Origin of the sequence: Myxococcus sp. MISCRS1, from assembly GCF_026626605.1 — a bacterium.
Taxonomy (GTDB): domain Bacteria; phylum Myxococcota; class Myxococcia; order Myxococcales; family Myxococcaceae; genus Myxococcus; species Myxococcus fulvus.
Genome location: NZ_JAPNKB010000001.1, coordinates 5,341,794 through 5,354,729 on the forward strand (window position 1 = coordinate 5,341,794; position 12,936 = coordinate 5,354,729).

10 protein-coding genes are annotated in these 12,936 nt (G+C 69.9%); all 10 read right to left on the minus strand.

Translation table 11 applies throughout. The features are described 5' to 3' along the window. Positions 1–201 precede the first annotated feature (201 nt). The 10 genes from OWM54_RS21185 to OWM54_RS21230 all read right to left on the minus strand — a co-directional run bounded on the left by OWM54_RS21185 (position 202) and on the right by OWM54_RS21230 (position 12,779). The gene (locus OWM54_RS21185; protein ID WP_046710224.1) at positions 202–498 is read right to left on the minus strand and encodes a hypothetical protein; all 297 of its coding nucleotides are present in this window, start codon (positions 496–498) and stop codon (positions 202–204) included. A gap of 143 nt (positions 499–641) precedes the next feature. Continuing rightward, entirely contained in the window at positions 642–2,360 is a 1,719-nt protein-coding gene (locus OWM54_RS21190) for an alkaline phosphatase D family protein (RefSeq protein ID WP_267698640.1), read from the minus strand. A 122-nt stretch (positions 2,361–2,482) separates the two neighbouring features. Then, a complete protein-coding gene (locus OWM54_RS21195; RefSeq protein WP_267698641.1) occupies positions 2,483–3,487 on the minus strand; it encodes an alpha/beta fold hydrolase in 1,005 nt (334 codons plus the stop codon). 152 nt (positions 3,488–3,639) lie between these two features. Beyond that, a complete protein-coding gene (locus OWM54_RS21200; RefSeq protein WP_141325262.1) occupies positions 3,640–4,875 on the minus strand; it encodes an MFS transporter in 1,236 nt (411 codons plus the stop codon). A 538-nt stretch (positions 4,876–5,413) separates the two neighbouring features. Next, a complete protein-coding gene (locus OWM54_RS21205) occupies positions 5,414–7,291 on the minus strand; it encodes a CapA family protein (protein ID WP_267698642.1) in 1,878 nt (625 codons plus the stop codon). Between the two features lie 103 nt (positions 7,292–7,394). Beyond that, the gene (locus OWM54_RS21210) at positions 7,395–7,901 is read right to left on the minus strand and encodes a DoxX family protein (RefSeq protein ID WP_223749496.1); all 507 of its coding nucleotides are present in this window, start codon (positions 7,899–7,901) and stop codon (positions 7,395–7,397) included. A 132-nt stretch (positions 7,902–8,033) separates the two neighbouring features. Further along, on the minus strand, positions 8,034–8,606 hold the full coding sequence (locus OWM54_RS21215) for an imm11 family protein (protein ID WP_223749495.1): 573 nt from the start codon (positions 8,604–8,606) through the stop codon (positions 8,034–8,036). 17 nt (positions 8,607–8,623) lie between these two features. After that, positions 8,624–9,964 (minus strand): AHH domain-containing protein, encoded by a 1,341-nt coding sequence (locus tag OWM54_RS21220; protein ID WP_267698643.1) that lies wholly within the window; start codon positions 9,962–9,964, stop codon positions 8,624–8,626. 109 nt (positions 9,965–10,073) lie between these two features. Continuing rightward, a complete protein-coding gene (locus OWM54_RS21225; RefSeq protein WP_223749493.1) occupies positions 10,074–10,850 on the minus strand; it encodes a tRNA1(Val) (adenine(37)-N6)-methyltransferase in 777 nt (258 codons plus the stop codon). A 60-nt stretch (positions 10,851–10,910) separates the two neighbouring features. Then, positions 10,911–12,779, minus strand: coding sequence for a PHB depolymerase family esterase (locus OWM54_RS21230; protein ID WP_267698644.1), 1,869 nt, complete (start codon positions 12,777–12,779; stop codon positions 10,911–10,913). Positions 12,780–12,936: the final 157 nt, after the last annotated feature.

Sequence of the window (12,936 nt, forward strand, 5' to 3'; positions counted from 1 at the left end):
CGGCGTGAAGCTCGCGGGGACGTAGTCCTCGAGAGCCGCTTCGCTCCACCCCGCGTGTCCTCCGGGCGGAGTACGGCCCACGCGATGCGGCCTCGCTCGCGTGAGCGACCGTCCCGCACGGCGCGCTTCACAGTCGAGCCTGTCTCGTCAGCGCCGCGCGACGCCTCCGCGAACCTCGGGCGAAGAGGCGCTGACGCCGCGTCAGTCGCCCTCCTCGATTTGTCGCTCCAGCGAGCGCTCACGACCGCGCCGCTCGCGCTCCAGCTCGTCCGCCTCGTCGATGGGGCTGCGGATGTCGGGCACGTCGCCGCCCACGGGCGCGTCACTGTCGAGCGCGAACTTCGCCTCCTGGGTGCTGTGGATGGAGTCCGCCGCGTAGAGCGGCCGGGTGTCATCCGCCTCCAGACCGCGCTCCACGCGGTCCTTCGCGAAGGTGGGCCGATGTCCCGAGGCCTTGCCACCCTTCGAGGGGTCGTTCTTCTTGTTGTCGGTGCCCATGTGGCGCTCCTCGCGCGAAGGGCGCGAGGTGCATCCCCGCGCCCACTCCCCATGGGCTCAATGTCGGAGCGACCCGGGCACACACCAAGCTCCGGCCAACGACAGCGGGGCCCGGCCGCATGCCCGGTGGACGGGCCGGCGCTTCACGTCCCCGTCATCAAAGCGAGCGGCGGAGGCTCCACCACCACCTGCATGGACAGCGTGGTGTGCTCGGCCTCCCAGCGCAGCCACAGCTTGGGACGCGACGTCTTCGAGCGCGCGGGCTCCACCCTCAACGACAGCCAGTTGCGCTCGCGCAGGTAGCGGCTCTTGCCCACCGGCAGCATCTCCGTCTGCATGTACGAGGGCAAATCATCCACGGACTCCTCGGCCAGCATCCGCATGCCCATGAACTGGAGCATGCTCGGCGGCGGGTGGACGATGCCCGACGACGTCACCTGCTCGATGGCCGCCTCCGCGAGCCCCGCCGGCACGTGCTCCGGGTTGCGCGAGCGGATGAGCCCTCGCGCCCCCACGTGCACGTCCCCGGACACCACCGTCACCGCGCAGCACGACGCCTTCGCCAGCTGGAGCAGGTCCACCATCAACCGGATGCGCTCGCCCCGGTGCGCCACCGACTCCCACTGGTCCAGCATGTCGTCGTGCATCTCGGTGTCCCCGCCCATCGTCTCCACCGAGGGCCCGAAGCGCAGGTGCACCAGCGGCACCGACGACAGCACCAGCACGTGCCGGGGCTTGTTCGCGCCCCGCCTCGCGTGCTCCTGGCGCCACGCATCCAGCGTGTGCCACTGCTCCGGGCTCATCACCTCGTGCGCCATCTTCCCGTTCGTCTGCCGCCGGTACGTGCGCCCGCTGCGCAGGTCCAACGCGAGCACGTCCACGTCGCACTCGGCGCCCGCGAAGCGCACGGACTGCAGATAGTGCCCCTCGCAGGGCCTGCGACGCGTCGGCTTCTCGGAGCCTCGCAGCGCGCCCAGCTGGAACGCCTCGAACGCGAGCGCGGCGGCGCTGTAGATGGACTCGAACCACTCGCAGGACTGCAGGGACTCGTGCGAGCCCCAGCCGTCGAAGATGTCGTGGTCATCCCACGTGAAGAGGCCCGGCACCCGCGCCAGCATGGGGGCGATGCCCGCCGAGCCTCCCCACCGCTCGCAGTACAGCTCCACGTAGCGCGCGAGCATCTGCTCGTGGAAGCCCTTGGGCGGACCGAAGTCGCGGTTGAGCTTCTGCTCCAGCTCGCGCTTGCGGAACTCCAAGAGCGGCTCATGGTCCAGCAGCGAGTCCGCGTACACCTGGTCGCCGCCACCCAGCAGCAGCTCGAAGCCGCCCTCCGTGGGCTCCTCGTGCTGGGCGAGCATGTCCATCCAGCAGCCGAAGGGCCGCTTCATCCGCATCACCGAGCTCCACGTCTTCGCGTCGCTCGCGCCGTTGCAGGAGAAGAAGGCCGCCTTGGGCAGCGCGCCCCTCGCGGGCACCACCACCGTCCCCAGCGAGTCCTGGTTCCACGGCCGGGGCGGCTGGTGCGGCGCGGAGAAGTCCACCTCCTCCAGCGCCTCGCCCGCGTCCACCGGCTCGAAGCGGTACGTCACCCGCCGGGCCTTGTCCTCACGCGCGAGCGTCACCTCCCAGCGCCACAGCAGGCCCGCCGCCCGGCCCTCCAGCGCGGAGAAGTCCGCCACCCGCCGGGGAGGGGCCACGACGGTGTCCGGCAGCACCGTGCCGTCCGAGGCGCGCAGGCGCAGCCGGGGGAGCTTTGCCGCGTCCACCGCGTCCGCCGACAGGTACAGGTTCACGAAGAACGACCACTGGTCCTGCGACGGCTGGGTGGTCGTGTACAGCATCGGCCCGAGCAGCTTCTTCATCCACGCCCCCTCGAGATGCGTCAGGGCCGTGAGCCCCGGATTCACGGACTTTAACCCGTGAACCCGAGGAGGGTGCGCTCATGCGGGGAGTGTGTCCCGCGTCCCCAAGTTGCCCACAGGGGCTACTTCGCGAGGAAGTCGAGCACGGCGGCGTGGAACTTCTCGGGGGCCTCGATGTGGGGGATGTGGCCCACGCCGGGCAGCTCCACGAGGGTGGCCTGGGGGATGGCCTGGGCGGTCTTCTTCCCGAGCTGGGGGTACTGGCCCATCGTCGCGGCGACGTCGGCGGGCACCTTGCCTCGGCCGATGAAGGTGCGGTCCTCCTGGCCGATGACGACGAGGGCGCGCGGCTTGACCCACGGGAACTCGTGGACGACGGGCTGCTCGTAGATCATCTGCGACGTCCGGGCGGCGACCTGGGCCAGGCGCGGGTAGTCACCGCCGAGCGTCTGGCGGTAGAGGACCTGGACCCAGACGTCGTACTCGGGCTTCCACTTCACGTAGTACGTGTGGTGGTACTTGCGGGTGGACTCCTCCGTCACCGCGAGCTGCTCCTTGTAATAGGCCTCGGTGGGCTGCCAGGGGGCCTTCTCGCGGTAGTCCTCGAGGCCGATGGGGTTCTCGAGGATGAGGCGCTCGGTGGCCTGCGGGTACATGAGGGCGAAGCGGGTGGCGAGCATGCCGCCCATGGAGTGGCCGAGGATGACGGCCTGCTTGATGCCGAGCGAGTCGAGCACCTGCTTCGTGAGCGACGCGAGCGTGTGGAAGCTGTAGTGGACGTCGGGCTTGGACGAGCGGCCGAAGCCGAGCTGGTCCGGGGCGACGACGCGGAAGCCCGCGGCGGTGAGCGCGCGAATCGTCGGCTCCCAGTAGGCGCCGAAGAAGTTCTTGCCGTGCAGGAGCACCACGGTGCGGTGGTTGGCGCGCGCGGTGGGCTTCACGTCCAGGTAGGCGAGGCGGACGTCCTGACCTTCCACCTGGGTGGACAGGTACTGCACGGGGAACGCGGAGGGCAGGCCCTCCAGCGCGGTGCCGAGCGGCTCGACGGGGGCCTTGGACTGGGCGAGGGCGGGAGGGGCCACCCAGAGCAGGGCGGACAGGGCCAGGACGGATGGACGGATGGGCATGCGCTCCTCGGGAGGGGGTCGTCAGCGTCCGTGTGTAGCGCGCGCGTCGCCAGGACGCAGGCCCTTCGGCACCTGAACCGCCATTCATGTCCAGAGGTGGACCCCGGGCACGGCCTCATCGTGGAGCGGGCGGGCACCCGGGGTGCGGGGGCTCAGGCGCGCGAGTCGTCGAAGCTGCGCGGGCTGAGCAGGCGCAGCGTCAGCACCAGGGCCAGGAAGATGACGCTGGCGGTGACGGTGACGAAGCGCACGCCCACGCGGTCCGCGAGCGCGCCCAGGGCCCAGACGCCCGCGGCGTACCCTCCGCCGAGCACCATGCTGTAGAGGCTGCTGACGCGCGCCTGCATGTCGCGGGGCACTCGCGAGGTGGCGAAGGCGTGCAGGCCGCTCATCAGCGTGAGGTAGTTGGCGCCGAGCAGGAAGATGACGGCCGCGGCCACGGTGAGCGTGGGCGACATCCAGTACACCGCGGACACCACGCCGATGGACATGGCGGCGAAGCCCAGGAGCTTGCGGTGGCCCAGCGCATCCGCGAGCGTGCCCACGACGACGGCGGCCACCACCGCGCCCGCGCCCTGGCAGGCGACGAGCAGCGACGTCGCGGCGGCGCCCTGGCCGAAGACGTTGATGGCGAAGACGGGCACCAGGCCGATGAACGGCGCCACGAGCGCGGCCACGAACAGCGTGCCCCAGAGCACGCGGGAGATGTCCTCGTCCGCGCGGGCGACGGAGACGCCTCGGGTGATGCCGGCCCACAGGCTCTCCTTCGTGCGCGGCGTGTCGCGCGAGGGCAGCGTCACGCGGGACAGGGCGATGAGGCTCGCGACGAAGGACAGCGTGTTGATGAGCAGCGCCCACGACGCGCCGCCCATCTGGAGCACCAGCGCCGCGAGCAGCGGGCCCACGATGCGCCCCAGGTTGTACTGCGCCGAGTTGAGGCTCATGGCGCTGTGCAAATCACGGGGCGGGACGAGCTCCGCGAGCATCGCGGAGAAGGCCGGGTTCGTCAGCGTGCTCGCGCAGCCGTTGAGCAGCGTGACGACACCGACGATGGGCACGGTGAGCTCGCCGATGAAGGCGAGCACGGTGAGCACCGCGGCCAGCACCAGTTGCACGGCGATGCCCAGCGCCACGTAGACGCGGCGGTCGAAGCGGTCCGCGAGCGCGCCGCCGAGCGGCGACAGGATGACGGAGGGCAGGAAGGCGAGGGCGACGATGCCGCCGGTCCACTCGGCGCGGCCCGTCTCCTGCGTGACGTACACGCCCATCGCCACCGTCTCCATCCAGGTGCCGATGTTGGAGATGAGGGCGCCCAGCCAGACCGCGAGATAGCCGGGGTGCTCGAAGGCGCGAAGCGAGGAGAGATGGGGCAGTCGAAGTGCGCGCACGGCGAGTTCCTTGTACCGCACGCGCCGACGACGCGCTCTCGCGAGCCGCGTCATCATTGGGGCCGCAATCACGCGGGTGGCAGAGGGGCCAGCAGCCAGGCTTCAGCGTGCGGTGGATGACGAAACCACCGACGACGCTCGCCGCGTCTTCGTGACACACAGTTCGCGCGCGGCGCGGGCGGCACAGTGCCTGTGTACGGGTTCACTCAGTGTTTTTCGAGGAAGCTCCGTGAGTTTCCGCGTGCGCGAGAGTGCGCGCCTGTCGGGACAGCGGGGCTCGCGTGCGGAGACGGGCGCGCAGTGACACCGTGGCTTCGATGAGGAGCAACGAGTCACACGGATTGCACGTTGCGAGGATGACGAGGCCTCGTGCCGCCCATGCGCTCCATTCATCGAGCAAAGCGGGACGTTCGTCGTGACACGGTGCCGGGCCTCCACCACCCGCGGTCGGCACGCGGAGCAACGCGCGACTCGTCGCGGCGGAGGACGGCGCCGAGCCTCCGAAGGGCTCGGCCTCGCGACACGACCTGGAACGCGCTCAGCGACGCACGGGAGCGGAGCGCGCGGAGACGGGACCCTTCCCGCTCGGGAGGATGGTGCCGTCCTCGGAGATGCGCGCCGCCGAGCCGGGGAAGTCCTCGGCGGACAAATCCCTCAGCAGCTTGATGACGGCACCCTTCTCGTCGGGGACCGCGATGCCCTTGTCCACCTGCTTCGTGGCCAGCACGCGACCGCCGGTGAAGGCACCCTCGCGGTCCAGTTCCACCTCGAGCACCATGCCGAGCCCCTGCGGACCCTTCAGGTTGAACCGCCCATAGGTCGCGAAGTTCCCCAGCGAGTACGCGATGAGGCGGCCCTTGTAGAACTCCATGCCGCGCACGACGTGGGGACCGTGGCCGATGACCACGTGCGCACCCGCGTCCACCATCGCGTGCGTGAAGAGCCTCAAGTCACCTCGGTCCTCGCCGAAGAACATCTCACGGCCCTGCGGGACATGCAGCGCCTTGCCACCCTCCGCGCCACCGTGGAAGGAGACGATGACGATGTCGTGCTCGACGGCCGCCGCGCGCACCAGCGCCGTGGCGGTCTCCGTGTTGTTGAGGTGGTTGCACGAGGGCGACGTGTGGAACGCCACCATGCCGATGCGCAGCCCGTTGCGCTCCACCGTCGCCACCGAGCCCGGCGGCCCGCTCCACGCGATGCCGAGCGCATCGAGCGTGGCCTCCGTCTCGCGACGGCACAGCTCGCCGAAGTCACCCGAGTGGTTGTTCGCCGTGGACGCGAGGTCCACGCCCGCGTCCTTGAACACCTGGCCGTAGGCCGTGGGCGAACGGAACGCGTAGCAGTTCCTGGACGAGCGGCACTTCTTCGTCGAGCCGTTGTCGCACAGCGGGCCCTCGACGTTCGCGAAGGTGACGTCCGCGTCCTCCATCAGCGAGCGCACACCGGCAATCACGCTGCTGGCGCCATCCGGTGGCAGGTTTCCCTCGGGGACGGTGGTGCCGAGCATCATGTCGCCCACGGCGCGGATGCGGACCTTGGCATCGAGCGGCGGGGGAGGGCGGTTGCTGGCGGCGGGTGACTGGTTGAGCTTCGCCTGGAGCGCGGCCTGCCCTCGGGCCTGGGCCAGCGCGGTCTCGAGGTCCGGGTGCTCGGGCGCGAGCTTCTGGACCTCGGTCCACTGCGTGAGCGAGTCCGCCCAGCGGCCTTCCACCGAGTAGGCCCAGCCCAGCTCCCAGCGGCAGTCCACGCGCGTGGGCAGGGCCTTCACGCACGAGGACAGCTCCTGGATGGCGACGGGGGTGTTCTTCTGCTGGAGGGCCTCGAGGCCACGGGCGTAGTGCAGCTCGGCGGCCTCGGGGTTCGGGGCGAACGAGTCACCCGAGCTCAAGGCCAGGACCGCGGCCTGGAGCGCACCGGCACCGGCTCGCGCGGCCGCGTTCCCGATGTCCGAGAGACCTCCCGCCGCAGCGGGCTGCACCGTGGAATCGGTCGACGAGGGGGTCGAGGAAGCCAGGGCCACCGGAGCTCGCGAGGTCGTCGAGACCATGACCGAGCGTGCTCCCGCGCTCATCACGTCGGCCACGCTCGACGCGCTCAGTCCGGAGCGCACCGCATGCGCTCCCACGCTCATCACGGCGGAGGACGCGCTCGGTCCCGGGCTCGCCATCCTGGCGCCCACGGCCATGCCCCTCACCACCGCGCGCGCTGACTCCTCACCGGCGCGCTGAGCGGCGTTGGCGAGCGCCTCCACCTCCCACGCGCTGCGCACGGACCGTGAGCCGGCCGAGGACAACAGCTCGGCGCTCCGGCCCATGGGCGTTGTGGAGAACTTGTGGGCGACGTCGGGCACGAGCTCCGAGGAGGGGCCCGATGAGGTGGCGAGCGCGAGCAGGACGAAAGCGGACGGGAGCATGGCTCGGGCATCTTACGAGCCTTGGGGCCCTCCAGGGACAGCCCCCGTGTGCCTGTGACTTCAGCGGGCAGGCGGGCAGCCCCGCCGACCCACCCGCCCACGCCTAACCCAGCAGGTCCAGGAGCCTGGAGCCCCGGCGCTGACGTGGCAGCAGCTTGAATCGCCGGAGCTCCTTTCGCTTCACCTTCGACTCCACGGCGCTGTGCACGGACAGCCGACCTGGACCCCGCAGGAGCAACCCGAGGGCGATGGCGCACAGGGCGAGGTTGAACTCGAAGCCGCCCTTGGTGTTGTCGAAGCCCTTGGAGCCATGGACCTTCGCGATGGCGAACGCCTGGGTGACGAGCACGGCCACCGCCGCGGGTCGGGTCGCGATGCCCAGGATGGCGCCCACGCCCGCGAGGACTTCGGTCACGCCCGTGGCCAGCACCAGGGGCCTGGCCGGCTTGAGGCCGAGCTGTTCGAAGAAGCCCGCGTGCTGCTCGGTGCCCTCCTTGCGCAGCTTGGCGATGCCATGCACCACCATGGTCGAGCCCAATGACAGTCGAGGAGGCAGCAAGGCCGCCGCCTTGAGGAGGTCCGGTTGCTCGGTCAGCGTCACGGAGTTCATTCCCTGTTCTCCTTGCTCGGGGGGCCACGGGCCCGTCCGGGAAACCTGAGTACGTTGGGAACGCTCCATGCCCCCGGCACCCGTGCGCCGGCGCACCTCCCTCGGTGGACGACCGGGCCTTCGACCGCTCCGTCACACGGGAGTGAACTTCGCGCCCGTGGGCTTCAGCCGCTCCAGGGACTCCTTGATGTCCTCTGAGACGATGAGGGCGATGTCCCAACCTTCCGTGCGGAAGATCTTGGCATCGCCCACCTTGGAGGGGTCGATGCGAAGCCCCATCACGGATTTGTAGTCACCCACACGGTCTGGCTGGCCATGTTCGGGCAGCCAGTAACGCACCTCTTCGGACGCTTCGTCGTCGATACAGCGAAAGCGCTTCGTGACAACCAGGATGAGGTACTGGTCCGGCTTCCCCTGGATGTCGACTGGGATGAGTTGCACGTCGTCCGGAGCCAACTCCGCGAAGAGCGAAGCCATCTTGATATGGACGACGGGCACCGCACCTGTGCCCGCGATGCAGAAATCCAACGCCTTGCCTGGCTCGTTGATTGGCATCGAGAGACGACCCTCGACTCGGACAGGCTGTCCCGCCGTGAAGACATAAGGGTCCTCGATCTCATGACCCTGCGCGTCCTGGGGATCTCCCAGGTACCAGTACCCAGCTCGGACGTCCTCGTTCAGCCTGAAGTAGCGCACCCGTGGCATGGTGAAGGCTGTCTACCTCACTTCCCCTCCGTCACGAGCCTGTGGAGTTTCGTTCCCTGGGTCGAGACCTCGCTCGCCAGCTCCTTGAGTGTAGCGGTGAGTGACTCACGACAGGCCACCACGGTGCGGCACCTGCGCGTCGCATCCCGGAGTCTTTCGTGGACGGCCATGTGGTACTCCTCCGGGTGAGGCCCTTTGTGCCCCTCGACACGCACGATGTTCTCGGGGTCCTTCAACTCCATCCCCGCCTTCTTGAAGATGTCCCTGAACCTCGGGGTCCATGGGCCTCCACGAGCAGCGGACTTGCTGTTCTTGTTCGTCGCGAGGTGATGCTTCTCGGTGCGCCCGCTCCTCGACTCCGAGGACGCCATGGCGACCGCGTGAGGCGCCAGCACCACCGTGAAGCCCTCGGCCGACATCGCCACCGAGCGCACGCTGCCCACCGCCATGTACCGATAGCCCGCCTGCGCCTCCACCGCGACCGCCGCCTGCGCCGAGCCCGGCAGCCCTGACGCCTTCGCCGCCAACCCCGCCGTGCTCCCAATCGCCGCCGTCGCGAGCATCATGAAGACTCGCGCCGAGTTCTCTCCGAGCACCTCGCCGTACGCCTCTCCCGCCGCGCTGAGCTCCTCGAAGCTCCGCGCCCGGTCCGCCGCGCGCACCAGCACCACCCAGCCATCCAGCACCCGCCACACCGTGTCCACGCCCAGGTACGCAATCGCTGTCGCCGTCAGCAGCGCCGCCAGCCCCTTGGACACGGGCTCGGGCAGCGCCCACAAGAGCAAGTACATGCTCACGGACGCCGTCACTGTCGCCAGCAACGCCTGGGGGTCCGTCGCATCCTCCAGCGCCTCCGCGGTCTCCTCCCACACCGCGTCCATCGCGATGGCCAGCGCCAACGAGTACCGGCCGTCACTCCCCAGCAACGGTCCCTCTTCCAGCAGGCGCAGACAGTCTCCAGGCTGCGACTTGCGCTCGCACCAGCGCCCGTAGTCCCGTGTCAGCGCGTCATCGGCGTACGTCTCCAGCAACCGGAGTCCTCCGACGTCCCCGTCCCCGCGCGGGATGAGCTTGAGGCTCTGCGGCTGGTATTCGTACACGCCACTTCGCTCCGGCACGCCGAAGCGCTCGCGGGCCTCTCTCAACGGATGCTCGAAGGGCCTCACGTCCCGAGCGAGCACCACCAGGGCCTCTTCGAACTCATCGTCGTCCAACTCCACCGGCCCCGCGTCCTTGTCCTCGAAGGGCACGTGGACCTCTGGCGCGCCCTCGCCTGAGTCCAGTCGGACGACCCGCGTGCTCGAACAACCCACCAGGGTCAGTGCCAACAGCCACACGATGAAGCGATGCGCGCTCATCCAGCCCCCGTGCACATGACGTCGCGAGACTCGCGACGCAATAGCAGGGCGGTCCGACGTGCCATCGCACCGTCGGTCTCGGAATCACAGCCTCGGCCACCAGGTGGAGCTACGCCTGCTCCGAGAGCGGCGGATCCATGAGCGCGGCCACCTCCGCCGAGTAACCCCCGGGTCCCTCTCCGTGGACCACGAGTGGCGGACGCACGGTGAGGCCCCGGTCCCTGTCTCGCACGGCCTGCACCAGGAAGCGCGTGGCCGGTGCCTCCACCCTCGAGTGCACGAAGCGCAACACGCGCGGATGCAGCTTCGACTGCGCCAGCAACCCGAGCACCTCCGCCGCTCGCGCCGCCGGATACACCAGGCTCACCAGTCCCCCAGGAGCCAACGCATACCGCGCCGCCGCGACCACGTCCCGGGCATCACACGCCACCTCTGACTTGGAGATGGCGCGCTCGTCATCCGGACTGCGCACCCCCGCATCCGCCACCCGGAACGGCGGGTTCGACACGACCTGCACATACCCTCCACCCGTCACCTGCTCACGGATGCGCCGCAAATCCCCGAGCACAGGCCGCACCCGGGACTCACAGTCATTGAGCGCCACGGCCCGCGTCAGCCGCGCATGCACCGCGGGCTGCACCTCCAGCGCATCCACGGGCCCCAGCCCGAACTGCTTCACGAGCAGCAGCGACACCACGCCGCTGCCCGCACCCAGCTCCAATATCCGCCCCGAGCCCTGCGGGGACTCCGTGGCCGCGAAGGCCGCGAGCAGCACCGCGTCCAGCGTGAACCGATACCCATCCCGTCGCTGGAAGACGCGCACGCCCGAGGTGCCGATGGAGTCGAGCGTCTCGTCCGGGCCGGGCTGTGAGGCGGAGTCAGTCACGGGGGAACGCCATGCTCGCATCCTCGTCGAACAGGCGTCCACCCCGGGGACCGCCTCACGTCACGGTGTGTACACGACGGTCAGCACCGCGTTCGCCGAGTCCCGCACGAACAAGTACTGCGTCGCCGTCTGCTCCTGGCTGAAGCGCAGCCGCAGCTGCGTCCTGCCCGCCACGTTGATGGCCCCCAGGCCCGCCCCGCTGAAGTCCGCCGAGGCCCGCGCTCCACTGGTGAAACGCTCGATGCTCGCCACCGCGCTCGCGTCCGCCGCCGCCGCCCAGTCCGCGCCTTCCGTGGACGCTGCGTTGAACGTGCCGGACTTCACGTCGATGACCAACGTGTTCCCCGCCGGCGTGGACCAGGGGTCCCCCGAGCCCGACGAGTAGCTCACCGTGAGGAACGCCCGCGTCACCGTGGCCCCGTCCGGAAGCGCCGACGTGTCGAACGAGAGGAAGGAGCGGTTGTACTTCCCATCCGTCCCACGCCCGAGCGCCAGGTTCGTCAGCGTCCCGAGCACCGCGCCGCTGCCATCCGCGTTCGCCTTCAGGTAGCCGTCCTCCGCCGCGATGCTCGTGAAGCTCACGGTGACGGGCGCGGGAGGCACGCCGGCGTTGTCCACCGTGACGCTCGTGTCGTTGTCCGTCGCCGCATTCCCCGCGGCGTCATAGGCCCGGGCCCCCAGCGTGTGCGCGCCGTTCGCCACCGTCCGGCTGTCCCACGCAAGCTCGTACGGCGCCACCGTGTCCGTCGCCACCGGAGCGCCGTCCACCAGCAGCTCCACGCGGGCCACGCCCACCGCGTCCGTGGCGCTCACCTTCACCGTCACCGTGCCGCTCACTGTGGCACCCCTCGCCGGAGACGTCACATCCACCGTGGGAGGCGTGGTGTCACCGCCCGGCTCGCCGCCGCCCCCCGTGAGGCCGAAGAACTTCGCCTGGTGGTACACGGAGCACAGGTTCACATCCGTCACGTACGCGCCCACCGAGCCGCAGGCCGTGGTGCTGCCCGGGAAGTTGAACTGCGCGTCGAACGCCACCGCGTGCCCCATGCCGGTGAGCTCCCACGTCTCCACCAGGGCCCGACCCGCGCCGTCGCGATAGACCTTGTGGGGAAAGCCGCCCACCGTCTCCGTGGTGTCCGGCGTCTGGTCGATGCCGTGCACGTTCGTCCACTGCTCCATCGCCTCGGTGCCGTTCATCGGCCGCACCGTGAAGTCACTGGTGCCGTACCAGATGGACACCGGAGGCCGCGGGCCCGCGTAGCTCGGGTAGCCACCGCGCGCCAGGTCCCCCCAGGCCGCGGGCGTCTTGTCCAGGCCGCTCATGCACGTGAAGGCCGCGTTCACCGACGTGGAGCAGCGGTGGGGTCCGCCCGCGTTGATGGCGCCGGCGCTGAAGACATCCGGGTAGACGGCGAGCAGCGAGGACGCCATGTAGCCGCCCGCGGAGAAGCCCGTCACGTACACCCGCGACGCGTCGATGGAGTAGGTGGTCTTCATCGCGTCCACCATCTGCTTGATGGACAGCGCCTCGCCCGCCTCGCGCGTGGTGTCTCCGATTTCGTACCAGTTGAAGCAGCTGGTCCCGCTGTTGGCGCTCTGCTGCTGCGGATACACCGCGTAGAACTTGTAGACGTTGGCCGCCGCCGTCCAGCCGCCCAGCTCCATGCCCGTCGCGTTCTGCGTGCAGCCGTGGAGCACCACCACCAGCGGCGCGTTGGCCGGCATGTCCGAGGGCACGTGCCGGAACATCAGCAGGTTGCCCGGGTTGCTACCGAAGCCCGTCACCTGGGTGAGCGCCTGCTCGGAACTTTCGAGCACCGAGTCACCCGAGAGGCCGACCTCGGTTCCGCCACAGCCGAGCGCGCCCAGGCCCAGCGCCACGGTGAAGGTGAAACACGTCGAGGAGAGTCGAGAACGCCACGACGACATGGTGCCTCCCGGGCCGTCGAGGGGAAGGGGGATGACGGCCGCGAGCGGCAACGTGACTCCCCCGCACAACCCTGATTCAAGGCGCGCCGCGTCGCCCAGGCCCTGAAACCTGAACCAGGGTTCATTTCAGCGCACCGCGTCGGGCCCCGGGAACCTG